Source organism: Vibrio sp. TH_r3 (assembly GCF_033101115.1).
Taxonomy (GTDB): domain Bacteria; phylum Pseudomonadota; class Gammaproteobacteria; order Enterobacterales; family Vibrionaceae; genus Vibrio.
The window spans coordinates 88,370-103,943 of record NZ_JAWMPW010000002.1 but is presented as its reverse complement, the minus strand read 5'-3'; the positions used below and the strand labels follow the sequence as shown (position 1 = coordinate 103,943).

The following is a 15,574-nucleotide window of genomic DNA, read 5'->3' as shown; positions in this document are numbered from 1 at the left end:
TGAACTCTATCGAATTATTTGTTTTAAAGAGAGGAAATATTGTATGAAATGGATTAACACCCGATCGCATAATTCTTGGTTGGAAACAGAAACAGACCGCATTTTTGAATTTGGCAGAAACGCCATTGTGCCTAATGGATTCGGCTGGATAGGTAACAACGGCAATATACGCGAAGAAATGGGAACTCGTCTGTGGATCACAGCCAGAATGCTACATTGTTACTCTCTTGCTGCCTTAATGGGACGTCCCGGCGCATATGACTTAGTGGAACATGGTATTGCAGCATTAGAAGGTCCACTAAAAGACAAAAAATACGGCGGTTGGTATGCAACAATAGATAACCAAGGCGACGGTGTTTCTGATCCTTCAAAACAAGGCTACCAACACTGTTTTGTGTTGCTAGGCGCAGCCAGCGCTGTGACAACCGGTCACCCTAGAGCTCAAGCATTATTGGATGAAGCGATAAAAGTAGTTGAACAATATTTTTGGAGTGAAGAAGAACAGATGTGTTTGGAATCGTGGGATGAAAAGTTCTCTGAGACCGAAGACTATCGTGGTGGTAATGCAAGTATGCACGCTGTTGAAGCGTTTTTGATTGTATACGACGTAACAAAAGACCAAAAATGGCTAGATCGAGCGCTGCATATTACTGAATTTATGATTCACAAAACAGCCAAAAGTCTTAACTATCGAGTCAATGAACATTTCGATTCAAACTGGAATCCACTACCTGATTATAATAAAGAAACGCCTGCTAGCCACTTTAGAGCTTATGGAGGTACTCCGGGGCACTGGATTGAGTGGGGACGTTTGATTTGTCACCTAAGAGCAACATTACTTGAAATCGGTGCAGAAGCACCTGAATGGCTGTTGGAAGATGCCAAAGGACTATTTGATGCAACCGTTCGAGACGCTTGGTCTGTGGATGGCGCACCCGGCTTTGTTTATTCCGTCGATTGGGACGGAAAGCCAGTGGTTAGAGAACGTATTCGATGGACACCTGTAGAAGCTATTGGTACCGCTTACGCACTGTATACTGTTACCAAAGATGAAAAATACGAACAGTATTATCAAACTTGGTGGAATTATTGTCGCACGTACCTAATGGATTACGAAGGCTGTTCTTGGTGGCAAGAACTTGATCCTAATAACCAAGTATCGGCAAAAGTATGGGACGGAAAACAAGATATTTATCATCTCATGCATTGCCTACTAATTCCTAGATTGCCATTAGCACCAGGATTAGCACCAGCGTTAGCGGAAGGGTTATTAGACAAAAATGTAAAATAATGACCAAATATGAATTTATGTCAATCGCTGATATCGGCCGACTTATTGTTATAAATCCATAACGTCTATATAAATAAGTCGAACATATAAATTAACAAGATGGCCACTAAGTGCCATCTTTTTTCGTGTTTTTTATGCTATTCGTTAAGTTTTACCTTCATTTCTTCCTTCAACTATTCTCTCTTTTCTTATTTATTTAAGAATGTGCCCAAACGCTCATTTTTGTCCATTAATGTACATTTATGTCATAAAATGAGTTTTACTTAACATAAATGAACTCGAATAGCTGATAATTTCTACATTAACGAACAAATAAAAAGGACAACTGGTAATGCCTTACTTATCTGGAAAAACAATGATTCAACAGGCGTGGGATAATGGCTACGCAATTGGTGCTTTCACCGCACACAACTTAGAAACAATCAAAGCGGTCCTTCTTGCTGCACAAGAAGAGCAGTCTCCTATCATGATTCAGATAGGCCAAAAAGCTATAAATGAGATGGGGATGAAGCCACTACGAGACGCCGTAGACTCGCTTATTCAGCATCACAATATTACTGTACCAATCTGTATTCATCTCGATCACAGCCGTAAATTCGAACAGTGTATGGAAGCAGCAACTCGAGATTTCCAGTCCCTAATGTTTGATGGCTCGGCACTCCCGTTTGAAGACAATATACGCATAACCAAAGCCGTAGTAGAAGTCGCTAATGCGCTTGGTCTTGGCTCAGAAGGTGAAATAGGCAAGATAGGTGGAACAGAAGACGACATCACCGTTGACGAAAAAGATGCCATGATTACAACGGTTGCGGAAGCACTCGACTTTTCAGATAGAACAGGAGTGGATTATTTAGCCGTTTCTATCGGTACCGCTCATGGTGTCTATAAAACAACACCAGAACTTAAATTCGAACGACTATCCGAAATAAAACAAGCTGTAAAAAAACCGATTGTGTTGCATGGCGGCTCCGGCGTACCTGATGACCAAGTACTCGAAGCGGTTAAACGCGGTGTGGCTAAAATTAATGTCGATACTGAATTACGCCAAGGTTTTATTCGTGGAGTCCAGGCTCATTGGGCTTCTAACCCTGACGACTTCATCTTAGCGGATGTCAATAATTCTGGTATTTCATCAATGATGAAAGTGGTTAAACACAAAATCAGATTATTCGGCTCAAATGGCAAAGCATAGTAGCCATTCTTACCGGGGGCCTGCCGCCCCCAAAACGGTTAAAATGTGACACGCAATAGACAAATAATGACAAAAATTGTTCGTTTGAGAAAGGCATCACGGCTTAATAAGCTTCAAATGCTATTATTTTGCTCGATAAAATGAACAAAAAAGAAAATTGGATTGGTCATAAACAGTACAGGAAGTGCTTACCGCGTGAACTAACTATGACAGCGTGAACTGACTATAAAGAATATCAGCAGACACATTTAAGTTAATGCGAAAACATTGAGTTAACAACAAAGCCAATGTGCTAACGATAGTTTCGAATGGTGATTATATGTTTAAGGGTATTGAAAACGCATTGAATAAAATCAACGCGCCCATAGCAACATTTACTGCTCAATTTTCAGGTATTTTATTATTAATAATGACAGCAATCGTACTATTGCAAGTTGGTTGTCGTTATATATTTAACATTCCTTTGAGCTGGACCGATGAATCATCTCGCTTTTTGATGATCTACATGACCTACCTTTGTCTCCCTATTGTATATTTGCGCGATCAAAATATTGCAATGACATTTATTACAGACAAATTGAAAGATAAGCGCGTTTACCATGTATTTATGATTGTTGCACACATTGCTGCACTCATTCTGTTCGCAATCTGGATTTATTATGGTTACGCCTTTTATAAAACAGGCGGTGTTATGGCAGATAGCTTGCCTATTCCTATGTACACCATTTATATCATTCCTCCTGTTATGTTGGCGCTCTCCTGCTTAACTGCTTTAGAAAAATTAGCCGCCTCTTTCCACAACCTCATTCACTTTGCTGACCTTGAACCGTTAGCCAAAGTAACAGAATAGGACGCTGTATTATGATTTCGCCTATTTTTCTATTTTATTTTATGACGTTTCTACTTATTGGTGTGCCGGTTCTATTTGCGTTAGGGCTTTCACCAATTATTACCTTTATCCAAGATGATCAAGTGTTGTTTATCAACATGCTTTATCAAAGGCTTTATTCCGGGTTAGATAACTTTCTATTACTTGCTTTACCATTTTTTATGTTAGCCGGTGAGTGTATGTCCAGTGGGGGTATTACACCGCGAATTATTTCCTTTGCTCAAACTCGCGTTCAACACATGCGTGGAGGGTTAGGCCACGTTGTGATTATTGCGGCAACCATGTTTGGTGCATTAACAGGCTCGTCTGTCGCTGCCACTTCTGCGATCGGCAATATGCTGATCCCTGAAATGAAAAAGTATAAATACGAGCCAGCTTATGCGGCTGCATTAACTGCCGCAGCTACCGTGCTTGGTACGATCATTCCACCATCGGGTATCATGTTAATCTACGCCTTTGTGATGAATACGTCTGTCGCGGCTATGTTCATTTCCGGTATTGTTCCGGGGCTGATTTTTTGTTTGGGCTTAATGTTAGTTAATCGCTTCCAAATTCGTCACTACCCAGAAATACAACCGTTCGAACGTGCATCAAAAGAAGAGCGCCGCAAAAGCATGAAGATGGCTATATTGCCACTGATGACTCCAGTGATCATACTCGGTGGTATTTATGGTGGTATCTTTACCCCAACAGAAGCCGCAGCAGTTGCGGTACTGTATGCCATTATACTGTCTGTTTATATTCTTAAAGTAAGCACAGTAAAAGCAACTTACGCTTTGTTTGCCAAAGTTGCTGTTAATGCATCAGCTATATTAATTATCGTCGCCGCAGCCAGTGGATTTGCTTCTGCTATCAGTTTTTCTGGCATATCGAACAGCGTTGCCGATTTCTTTAACGGCATAACAGATAACCCTTATTTACTGTTCTTTATCATCAACATATTCCTATTTATTGTCGGTATGTTCCTGGATGCAGGTCCAGCAATATTAATCTTTGCTCCAATCATCGCTCCAATCATGATTGCAGCAGGAATTGACCCAGTTCACTTCGGTGTTGTCATGGTATGTAACCTTTCTATCGGCTTGGCTACGCCGCCTATGGGTTTAGTGCTGTTCGTTGCATCCGGCGTGTCAGGCGTACCATTGCAACATATTTCGAAGGCGATTATTCCATTCTTAGCGATTGAATTTTTAATCATCTTCTTAATTTCATTCTTCCCACAATTAGTTATCGGCTTACCACAGCTACTAGGAGTTATGTAACTCGCAGCTATAAACTGCAAATTTAAACGTGAAATAAACCTACAACTTTAAAATAATATAATGATATTTAAAGGATAAAAAAATGAAAAAGACACTACTTGGACTCATTACTACCGCAATGTTAACCTCAGGTGCCGTGGCAGCCGCTGATTATAAATTGACGGTACCTCATGTATCGAACCTAGACAGCTACAATCACCAATCACTTCTGGTTTTCAAAAACTATGTAGAATCACGTTCAAACGGTGCTATCTCTGTCGATATTTATCCATCAGGCCAGTTATGCAGCAACGCAAAAGAATGTCTTGCGGGTATCCAAGCCGGTATGTTTGATTACTTCCAAACCACTATTGCTGAGTTAGCAAACTATTGGCAGCCAATCGGTGCATTTGATTTGCCTTACATGTTACCTAACGACCGTGTCGCAGAGTGCGTTTACGATGACGAAGAGTTTTTGAGCGATATACGTGGCAACATTCTCAAAAAAGCACCTAATTCAAGGTTAATGATGGTATCTAACTCGGGTGGTTGGCGTAATATTGCTACTACCAAAAAACAGGTCAAATCGCCTGACGACCTCAAAGGTTTAAAACTACGTACCGTTCCAGCAAAAATCCAGCAAGAATTGGTTAAAGAGCTAGGCGCGGCGCCAACGCCTATCGCTTGGCCTGAAGTGTATACAGCGCTATCGACTGGCGTGGTAGATGGCACTAAAAACGGTATCGTAGATATTGTACAAAACCGTTTCCAAGAAAGCCTAGACTACATCATTCTTGATGGTCATGCGTATATGGGCGGCGCGTGGGTGTTCAATGACATGAAGTTCAAGTCTTTCCCTGATGATTTGAAAAAGGTCATCATCGATGGTATCGATGCACAAAACCAATATTTACGTTCTTATCCAAAACACCGTGAATATACGGCTTATGAAGAGTTCAAAAAAGCCGGTGGTACGGTTTATAGCCCAACAGACAGCGAAAAACTTGCGTTCCAACAAGCCGCCGCACCAGTACGCGATTACTTCAAAAACACGGCCGGCGCTGAAGGCCAAGTCTGGTTAGAGCGCTTCCAAAGTGAAATTAAAACATGTAATGAAAAAATCGCAGCTGAATACAGCGTTCAGTTCAAATAACCGCGTTATGGTGTTCATCACCCCTCGATATCTGCGAGGGGTGAATCGGTAAAGACCACTGACTACTTGGCCGATTTTTAGTTACTTTTGTTTACCGCCAACATCTAATTATTTACAACCGACATCTATAAATACAAATAATGTCTAATTAGACCAGAAATTAAATTGTTTCCCCTATTACTCTTTTGGAGCCACAAAATGAACGTATCCTACAACCCAAATGCGCTCGTTGTTACGCATAAGAATCGAACTTTATTAACCCATTCTGCTGAGAATCCTTGTTTATTTTTAGGCACTGGCCAGGCCAACTTTGATATGTATCGGGGTAACTTTGATATTACTGATTACGTATGCGAGCGATTGCCTCTTCGCCAATATACCGTAGAGGAAATGGCCGATAAATCGGTTGTAACCTTCTATTTTGACAGCCAACCAGTCATTAAAATGTTGCTCTCTGAAACCCCAGAGTCTCGGCTTAAAGCGGAGTTTGAAATTATAGACACTAAGTACAACCGCTTTTGGTTACGCGTTGCCGCCACTAAAGAAGAAAAGGTCTATGGCTGCGGTGAACAACTAACTTACTTCAATCTACGAGGCAAGAACTTCCCTCTCTGGTCATCAGAACCGGGTGTAGGTCGTAATAAAAACAGCTACGTTACTTGGCTTGCCGACACCAAAGATAAAGCCGGTGGTGACTATTACAATACCAACTATCCTCAACCAACGTTTGTGTCCGATCAAAAATCTTTTTGCCACTTAGAAACAACAGCGTATGCTGATTTCGATTTCTCGCATGAAGAATTTCACGAATTACAGTGTTGGGAGATCCCAGAGTACCTCCTTTTTGATGCAGAAAAGTCTTATCCTGCTCTTATGCAGAATATTACCGACGTATTTGGTCGACAACCTGAAATACCAGATTGGGTACTCAACGGGGTTATTTTAGGCATCCAAGGCGGCACCGATATTACCGTTGCAAAAATAGAAGCAGCTAAAGCGGCGGGTGTGGAAGTATCAGGAGTTTGGTGTCAAGATTGGCAAGGTATAAAAATGACTTCGTTTGGTAAGCGCTTGCAATGGAACTGGCAATGGAATGAACAACTCTATCCTGGCTTAGACAGTAAAATTCATCAACTTAAACAGCAAGGCGTTCGTTTTTTAGGTTACATCAACCCTTATGTGCTAGAAGACTTCCCTCTTTACAATGAAGCGTTAGCAAAAGGTTACTTAGCCACTAAACAAGACGGTTCAAATTATACGGTTGATTTTGGCGAGTTCTATTGTGGCGTTGTCGACTTTACCAACCAAGCCGCGTGTGAGTGGTATAAAAACGTTATAAAAACTAACTTAATAGATTTTGGCCTCGATGGTTGGATGGGCGACTTTGGCGAATACTTACCAACCGATTGTGCACTAAGCAACGGTGTAAGTGCGGAAATCGAACATAACAAATGGCCTTATCGCTGGGCTAAAGTGCAACACGATGCAATTGAAGAATCAGGAAAAACAGATGACATATTATTCTTCATGCGTGCAGGCGGAACCGGTATTCAAGGTAAGTGTCATACTTTATGGGGTGGCGATCAGTTAGTCGATTGGTGTTTAGATGATGGTCTGGCTTCGGTTATTCCTGCTGCTCTTTCTTCAGGTTTAATGGGCAACGGTATTCATCACAGCGACATTGGTGGCTACACAACCTTGCATGGCTGCAAACGTTCTAAAGAATTATTTCAACGATGGGCTGAAATGGCCGCATTTACACCAATAATGCGTAGCCATGAAGGGAATCGACCAGATGATAATCATCAATTTGATTCCGACGGTGAAACCTTAGCTCACTTAGCCCGTATGACAAAAATATTTAAACATCTAAAACCGTATATAAAAGCGGCATCTAAAGAAAATGCGCAACAAGGCATGCCCATTCAAAGACCGCTATTTATGCACTATGAACAGGACACGCAAGCTTATGAAATAAAATACCAATACTTATTTGGTCGAGATTTGTTGGTTGCTCCGGTTTATAACCAAGGTGAAACGATTAAAAAAGTTTATCTTCCTCAAGACGAATGGGTGCACGTATGGACAGATAAAATCTACACAGGTGGTTGGATAGAGGTTGATGCACCTATAGGGCAACCAGCTGTTTTTTATCGTAAATCATCTAAAGATGTACAACTATTGAGCCAGATAAAACAGTTCTAGTCTGTCATTAGCCAACCAACTCAAATAAAAAACTAATTGAACAGCCTGACATAAAGTCAGGCTGTTTTTTATCGGTCAACAAAGAATAGTTAGTACAACAAAGAGTTATTGATAGAGCAAATAATTATTAACACAGTAAAGAAACAATCGTGATTTTCCGTTATCATTTATACAACTAATGCTTAACCTTAAATTTAAAAGGCTTCCACTCAGATGTCAAAAAGCAAACAGATGCTAGAAATTGCACTGTCAAAAAAAGTAGCGATGAGATCATTCAAAGTCGCACTTGTCGTTGGCGCTAGCTTAATGATAATTAATCATGGCGATGCTTTAATGAATGGCAATATAGATAACGAACGATTAATCAAAATTTTGCTGACTTTTTGCGTTCCTTATTTGGTCTCTACTTATTCTGCCGTTTCCGCAACCATAGAAATGAGCAAAAAATAACAAAACAAATCAACTTGCAGGTTACTTTATTAATAAAGTTTGCTACTTTGACCTATCGTTCAAGAAAAGGAATTTCTAATGTCTTCAAAAACAAAACTTTATTATGTCTACGATCCTATGTGTTCTTGGTGTTGGGGTTATAAACCTACTTGGAATCAAATAGAACAAGCCTTAACGTCAGAAGTCGAGATAGTGTATCTAGTCGGTGGTTTAGCACCTGACTCTGATGTACCGATGCCGATAGAAATGCAGCAACAAATCGCGTCTTATTGGAAAAAAATTGAAAATTACCTAGGTACAGAATTTAATTACGATTTTTGGCAAAAAAACACCCCTCGTCGCTCGACTTACCCATCATGCCGAGCGGTTTTAGCAGCACGTTTACAAGACGCAGAACGCCCAATGCTCAAGGCAATTCAGCATGCTTACTATTTGAATGCCAAAAATCCAAGTGATAATGAAATTCTTATACAAATTGCGCAACAAATTGGTTTAGATTCTGAGAAATTTGCGGCGGATCTTGTATCAGAACAAACTAATCAAAATTTGCTTAACGAAATTAGCTTTACCCGTTCTTTAGGCAACAGCGGTTTCCCTTCTCTATTTTTAGAAAAAAACGATACAGTTACTGAACTTAAAATTGATTATCAAAACGCCAACAATACAATTAGCCAAGTACAATCGCTGTTAATATAAGTTGCGCTAAACTTAATTTATAGTAAGAAAACTGAATAATATGGCAGGATGCCAGAGCATAACATGGAGTTGACATGTCTGATTTTTCTCATATTTTTGGAAATTATTATCCCAAGAATCAGTGGATTAACATCGACCTTGCAGAAACGAACCCTGACTTAGATTATGACCGTACCGCTGATCCGGATTATTTAAGTCAATTCGTACAATCTCACTTAACCGAGCAACACCATGTTGCCATTGGGGGATATGCTGAAAAACGCGCAACCTATAGAAACGCCGCTCATTTTTCACAATTACCTGAACAAGAGATTCGTTGTATTCACTTAGGATTAGACTTATGGGTAAAAGAAGGAACGGCGATTCATGCCCCGATAGAAGGCATTGTGCATAGTTTCAATTTTAACGACTTACCATTTGATTACGGACCAACCATTATTCTACAACATGAAATTAACAACCAAACCTGTTTCTGTTTGTACGGCCACCTGTCCAAAGACTCACTCGACAATCTTAAAGTTGGTCAGGTTATCGCTAAAGGACAACCGTTCGCTTATGTTGGTGACGCTAGCGTTAATGGTGGATGGTCACCACACCTGCATATTCAACTAATAAAAGATATGTTTGAATGGCAAGGTGATTTTCCGGGTGCAACAAGCGCAAAAGACCAAGCTGTCTACCTGGCAAATTCACCAGATCCTAGCTTTTTCCTTGGTCTTTAATCAGCGGCGTATAATGGACCATCTAATTGCAACGATTCGATTACTGACTATCTTATTTAGTCAGTAATCGGTAATGGAAACGCTATAACCCTTTTACATATTGGTTATTAACCGTCCCCACAATATTTTGCTGTAGTGGTTGCACACTGTTTTCTTGACGGTGGATAAACTGGTTAAACATAGTAACGAGTTCTGGTTTGTCGACTTTGACGCTTGTATGAGTCTTAATGTCTCTTAGATCAATCATAAAACCCGTAAATAACTCCGGCAATTCATTTACAACATTAGGGTTAAAAACATGTTGGTTGCCATAAATAGTATTGAAATTACCTTTTTGTTTATCAATTACGTACGCAGACTGATTAAGATTAATAATCGACGTGTACTTTTCGCATCGAGGTAAACACCCTCTATTAATTTTCATTTTCTTACAGCCACTGGTTTGTTGGAACAAACACTGACGACTGGTTAACAAGCCATTAGGATGATAAATACTGTGCAAAATTTGAAAGTTATCAGGACGCACTAAACGCCTCATTTGAATTCTTGTAATCTCATTAGAGATAAACGCCCCACTACAATTAAATTCTTCTTTCAAACATTTTAGCGCATAGGAGTTAGTAATATTCGTTTGTGGCCCGGCTATCCATGCAATGCCTTTTTCTGCCGCTATGTGCCCGACGCCCATATTATTAGTCACCACAAGTGCCGGTGCCACTTTATGTAAAAACTCTTGTGCCGCATCATAATCTTTATCAATCAACACAGATGGAAACCATGGGATCAAGTTGCTATTTTGTTGGAATAATTCAATCAACGTTGTTAATGAACTAGACAACGCATTAGGTAATTCAAAATAGACATCCACATTATTGGCTTGTACTTGGGCAATATCAGCCTCGCTGGCAATTAATACTGACAATCTCTGGTTATCTTCACTTGCCGTATGCGGTGTTAATTTAGGAATAGTATTAACGCCACCAGCCTTCAAGCTCAGAGCTTTTACTGGTTCTGAATTGGGCAATAGGTTTTTGGTTTTTTCTTCTACCTTTTGCATTATGGCCGTTTTTTTATCAAATAGATCTTGCTGTACTTTCTTTATATCTTGTTCCGCTGTCACTCCGTAAATTTTCACAAAGTGCCTAGAAGCGTTATCTCTAGGATGATTAATATACATATTTCGACTGATATCTGACTGCAAATAACCATCTGAAAAATCTCGATTAAAAACAGTATAAAGTTCCGAGGTATCGGTAAGAAGATCTTTGCCATCACAATACGCATCAATTTGTTTGCGCCAATTATCGACCACGGTATAAACGTAGTGCGCTTTCTTGATCCGTCCTTCTACTTTTAACGAATACACACCGGCGTCGGCGAGTTGCTGTAAATCACCGAAAGCTGAATTATCTTTCATATTCAGCGGGTAATCGCTACCTACTTCGGTGGTTTGGTATTGGTCTCGACAAGGCTGACTACAACGACCACGGTTGCCAGAAGCGCCATTGCGAGCCGAACTCATATAGCAAAGGCCAGAAAAGCCAATGCAATATGAACCATGCACAAACACTTCCATTAACACATTATGCTTTAAGCCAAACTGTGTTAAGCGTTTGATCTCTTTTATGTTTAACTCTCGAGACAAATTCACTCGGCTGACACCTAATTGATGCATGAAAAGGATTTGCCCTTCATTATGAGTGTTTAACTGTGTGGAAGCATGCACATCTAATTGGGGAAAATAGTGCTTAAGAATGTAAGCCAAACCGATGTCTTGCACGATAACACCATCCACTTTGGTATCGACAAGTTCTTTCAGTAATCGAGTAATGGCGGGGATTTCATTTTCTAGGATAATGATATTCAAAGTCAGAAAAATCTTACAGTCATGCTTATGAGCAACCTCTATCACTTGATTAAGGTTATCTAAACTTAAATTCTCAGCTCGATTACGGGCGTTAAACCTATCTAATCCGCAATAAATTGCATCAGCACCCGCAACAATCGCTGCTTTTATTGACTCTAAATCTCCACCTGGTGCTAACAACTCAAATTGACTTTTATCCACGATTTACCTACTTTGCAATTTTAGAAGCGGTATTTTACTGTGCTACAAGAAAAAATTATTGTGGCATATCAAATAAAGCTTGGTTTACTTAGGTATGAGCGTGTTGTAGATAATATTAAATAGACACAGAAAACCCCATCAACGACAAGCGCCAATGGGGTTGTATCTGATCAGTTGTGCGATTCTATACTAGTGCTAAAACCGAAATAACAACGGTTAATGAAAACAAGCAAATACGCCCGATGACACCTAGAGATTGGTTATTAATCATTATTGGTTTCATTGTTATATCTCCTATATATATTTTGTATATACATTGTATTACTTTTTCCCGATACTGTCTAGACAGTTTTTTGATCAAGATAAATTATTAGTCAATTCAAAGGAAAACACGGCTCAAGTTCTTTTGTACTGGTGGAAATTCCTGATATGCTCAAACAACAAATAGTATCTTTGCTTATAATCAATGAGAGAAAAACATGCATATTGGTAATTTAGATAACCTTAATATATCGTCACAGCTTCATCCTGAACTGCAAAACATCCTCAATATCGTTGCTGAAAAAGTGAAAAATAACGACTTACCAACGGAAAAATTCTTCCTTCAAGATGATGTTTTTGTTCTTCCTTTAGAAGTTACAACAGAAACATTAGACATGAGACGTTCTGAGATCCACCACGACTTCATCGACATTCAAATACTATTGCAAGGTGAAGAGAGATTTGGTTACAGCTTCAAAGGTTTTGAAACGATTACTGACGATCAGTTAGCAACCAATGACGTTGCCTTTGTGGATAATGTTATCGATGAAAAATTCGTAGATTTAAAAGCCGGTGACTTTGTGGTTTTCTATCCTAAGCAAGCACACAGACCGATGGTGTGTATCGATAGCCCGAAAAAAATCAACAAACTGGTCGTAAAAATCAACAAAAGCATTCTTGCTTAGTAGCCGCCAAGCTTAAAGTAATAGCAGACTAGAAATGATTTAGTTAGGTTATTTGTAACCTAACTAATACGCACATGATGGCTAGCTGAACCGCAGCTAAAAAATCACTATTTTTTGCATGCGGTTTATTCAATCAACCAGACTAAGCTCACTAAATAGATGCACTAATGGGTTATATTTACATCGATTAAGCAAGTTAGTCTTCGCTAGTAGACCTGTAACCAGTTATGTCATAAACAACCAAACACCAACGCCCATCATTAATGTACCCGAGACTCTATTCATAAATCGAACATTTTTCGAATGGCCTAGCACGCGTTTCAGCCCTTTACCACCAGTGGCATAAAGTGTCATACAGACAAATTCTGAAACCATAATAATGGATACCAGCAAGGCCAGTTGCAGAGTTAACGGCTTACTATTATCAATAAAAGGAGGTAATAGAGAAACCATGAACGCCCACCCTTTTGGGTTAGCAATCGCGGTAACAAAACCTTGTGCAACTAAATCCCAATTCTTGCCTACGGGAATATCCGTAGTTTCGCTACTCAAGGCTAGCTTACCTTTTGACAGCCACATTTGAATACCAAGATAAAATAAATAAGCCGCACCGATTGCTTTAAACGCCACAAACAACCATGGATAATTTAACATCACCGCAGCAATACCTAACACAGCAGCAATAGCAACCAATGCCACCCCTACCACTTCTCCAGCCATCATCCATAAGGTACGCTTATACCCTATGCTCATTCCTAAGCCCAAAGCTAAAGTCATGCACATGCCGGGAGTAATTGAAACAAAGAAAAATGTGGGGATAAAAACGCTTAACAAAGCCCAATTCATTGCGATATCCTTTTCGCTAATTGATATTCAAGATTGATTAAAATAACCATATTAATTACAAAAAGATACAAAAAAAACGAGCGAAAAAGGCTTAATTAATAAACCGGTTTATCACTCGCTATTTTTGTATGATTGTTAACCAATATTATTACCACTACACAGTGCCAATAGCAGTTATTGATCAAGTTTATCTTTAAGCAATAACCTTTAATCAATAGCCACAACTACTACACTTCTTTCAATTGAGCCGTGAAATGACGCAACACTGGTGGCTCATAGGTGAACTCTAGCCCTTTCACCTTCGGTGCACTCTGTTTTACTTTTTCAAACGCTTCGATAATAAAATCCATGTGTGTTTGAGTATAAGTGGCTCGTGGAATAGTTAAGCGTAATAGTTCTGCAGGACACGGATGTTGCTTGCCTGTAGACGGGTCACGCCCTAACAACAACGAACCTATTTCCACTGCGCGAATGCCTGCCACTTTATACAATTCGCATGCTAATGCATGAGCTGGGAATTGTTCTGGTGGAATATGAGGCAGCAGTTTGCCCGCATCAACAAAGGCCGCATGGCCGCCAGCTTGCTGACAAACGATGCCGATTGATTCCAATCCATCGACCAAATATTGGACTTGACCAATCCTGTAGGCAAGCCAATCTTGGCGCATGCCATCATATAAACCAACCGCTAGACGTTCCATCGCACCGCCTTCAAGTCCACCATAGGTTGGAAAGCCTTCTTGAATAACGCATAAAGTACGACATTCGGTGAAAACATCCATCATAGATTGATCTTTAAAACACAATAACCCGCCCATTTGAACCATGGCATCTTTTTTGGCTGACATTGCAAGACCATCAGCGTATTTATATGCTTCTTTGGTGATCTGTTCAATGGTCCAATCCTGATAACCCTCTTCACGCTGTTGGATGAAAAACGCGTTTTCTGCATAGCGAGCTGAATCCATGATCACTGGAATATCGTATTTTTGTGCAATGGCATAAACCGCCTTTAAATTTGCAATCGACACCGGTTGACCACCTGAGGAGTTACAAGTAATTGTACTCACAATATAAGGAACATTCTGCGCTCCCACCTCTAAGATCGCCTGTTCTAGTTTTTCCAGATCAAAGTTACCTTTGAAATCCGCATTTACTGAGGTATCAAACGCCTCTTCGGTATACACATTTTTGGCCACACAACAATTTATTTGCGTGTGTCCTTGTGTGGTGTCAAAAAAATAGTTCGATAATGCCACCATTTTATTACGATCTAAGCCTTTCTCTAGCTCACGTTTTTTGATTAAAACCGGAATATAGATCTGTTCAGCACCACGCCCTTGGTGAGTTGGAATGGTTAACTCGTAGCCAAAAATATCTTTAACCGCGTTTGAGAGCGCGTAATAGCTACGGCTGCCACTGTACGCTTCATCACCACGGAACATGGCCGCTTGCATTTCTTGAGTTATCGCGCCTGTCCCGCTATCGGTAAGTAGATCGATAAACACATCTTCACTGTCCAATAAAAATGGGTTCATGCCTGCTTTTACGATAGCGGATTCACGATACGCTCGAGTAGTGCGTTTTACTGGTTCAATAACACGGATTCTGAATGGTTCAGGTAAATGCTTAAAATTTTCCATAATAATGCCTTAATTGTTGTTTGTTCGGAATTGAACTTAAAATTAAAAAATCAATTTTGATAAGAAAAAACTTATAAAACCGATGATTAATCAACAACTAAACATCATATTGTACGAGATTCGATGATCTTCGTTGTACCAATGCCTGCCAGGTACGTTATTGAAGTACTCGTTCACTTGATACTCCTAAAAAGTAGATATCTTTGCCAAAAACAATATTAAATTGCGTAA

General features: G+C 39.8%; 13 protein-coding genes. 10 read left to right on the top strand and 3 right to left on the bottom strand.

Translation table 11 applies throughout. From position 1 onward, the window contains the following. The first annotated feature begins 43 nt into the window (after positions 1 to 43). The 9 genes from R3X26_RS02940 to R3X26_RS02900 all read left to right on the top strand — a co-directional run bounded on the left by R3X26_RS02940 (position 44) and on the right by R3X26_RS02900 (position 9,839). Entirely contained in the window at positions 44 to 1,291 is a 1,248-nt protein-coding gene (locus R3X26_RS02940) for an AGE family epimerase/isomerase (RefSeq protein WP_317715636.1), read from the top strand. Between the two features lie 331 nt (positions 1,292 to 1,622). Further along, a complete protein-coding gene (locus tag R3X26_RS02935; RefSeq protein WP_317715635.1) occupies positions 1,623 to 2,483 on the top strand; it encodes a class II fructose-bisphosphate aldolase in 861 nt (286 codons plus the stop codon). A 319-nt stretch (positions 2,484 to 2,802) separates the two neighbouring features. Next, a complete protein-coding gene (locus R3X26_RS02930; protein WP_317715634.1) occupies positions 2,803 to 3,333 on the top strand; it encodes a TRAP transporter small permease in 531 nt (176 codons plus the stop codon). An 11-nt stretch (positions 3,334 to 3,344) separates the two neighbouring features. After that, a complete protein-coding gene (locus tag R3X26_RS02925; RefSeq protein ID WP_317715633.1) occupies positions 3,345 to 4,634 on the top strand; it encodes a TRAP transporter large permease in 1,290 nt (429 codons plus the stop codon). Between the two features lie 82 nt (positions 4,635 to 4,716). Then, a complete protein-coding gene (gene dctP, locus R3X26_RS02920; protein WP_317715632.1) occupies positions 4,717 to 5,766 on the top strand; it encodes a TRAP transporter substrate-binding protein DctP in 1,050 nt (349 codons plus the stop codon). 198 nt (positions 5,767 to 5,964) lie between these two features. After that, positions 5,965 to 7,971 (top strand): alpha-glucosidase, encoded by a 2,007-nt coding sequence (locus R3X26_RS02915; protein WP_317715631.1) that lies wholly within the window; start codon positions 5,965 to 5,967, stop codon positions 7,969 to 7,971. A gap of 213 nt (positions 7,972 to 8,184) precedes the next feature. Then, positions 8,185 to 8,421, top strand: coding sequence for a nitrate/nitrite transporter NrtS (gene nrtS / locus R3X26_RS02910; protein WP_317715630.1), 237 nt, complete (start codon positions 8,185 to 8,187; stop codon positions 8,419 to 8,421). 78 nt (positions 8,422 to 8,499) lie between these two features. Then, entirely contained in the window at positions 8,500 to 9,117 is a 618-nt protein-coding gene (locus tag R3X26_RS02905; protein WP_317715629.1) for a DsbA family protein, read from the top strand. Between the two features lie 74 nt (positions 9,118 to 9,191). Further along, entirely contained in the window at positions 9,192 to 9,839 is a 648-nt protein-coding gene (locus tag R3X26_RS02900) for a peptidoglycan DD-metalloendopeptidase family protein (protein ID WP_317715628.1), read from the top strand. An 82-nt stretch (positions 9,840 to 9,921) separates the two neighbouring features. On the opposite strand, the gene R3X26_RS02895 is transcribed toward R3X26_RS02900, so the two are convergent. Further along, on the bottom strand, positions 9,922 to 11,907 hold the full coding sequence (locus tag R3X26_RS02895) for a peptidase U32 family protein (protein WP_317715627.1): 1,986 nt from the start codon (positions 11,905 to 11,907) through the stop codon (positions 9,922 to 9,924). A 479-nt stretch (positions 11,908 to 12,386) separates the two neighbouring features. Here R3X26_RS02895 and R3X26_RS02890 point away from each other — a divergent pair, with 479 nt between their 5' ends. Beyond that, on the top strand, positions 12,387 to 12,854 hold the full coding sequence (locus R3X26_RS02890) for a YhcH/YjgK/YiaL family protein (RefSeq protein ID WP_317715626.1): 468 nt from the start codon (positions 12,387 to 12,389) through the stop codon (positions 12,852 to 12,854). Between the two features lie 225 nt (positions 12,855 to 13,079). Here the strand turns inward: R3X26_RS02890 and R3X26_RS02885 are convergent, their stop codons facing one another. Beyond that, positions 13,080 to 13,700, bottom strand: coding sequence for a LysE family translocator (locus R3X26_RS02885; protein WP_317715625.1), 621 nt, complete (start codon positions 13,698 to 13,700; stop codon positions 13,080 to 13,082). A gap of 227 nt (positions 13,701 to 13,927) precedes the next feature. After that, positions 13,928 to 15,343, bottom strand: coding sequence for a tryptophanase (tnaA, locus tag R3X26_RS02880; RefSeq protein WP_317715624.1), 1,416 nt, complete (start codon positions 15,341 to 15,343; stop codon positions 13,928 to 13,930). Positions 15,344 to 15,574 lie beyond the last annotated feature (231 nt).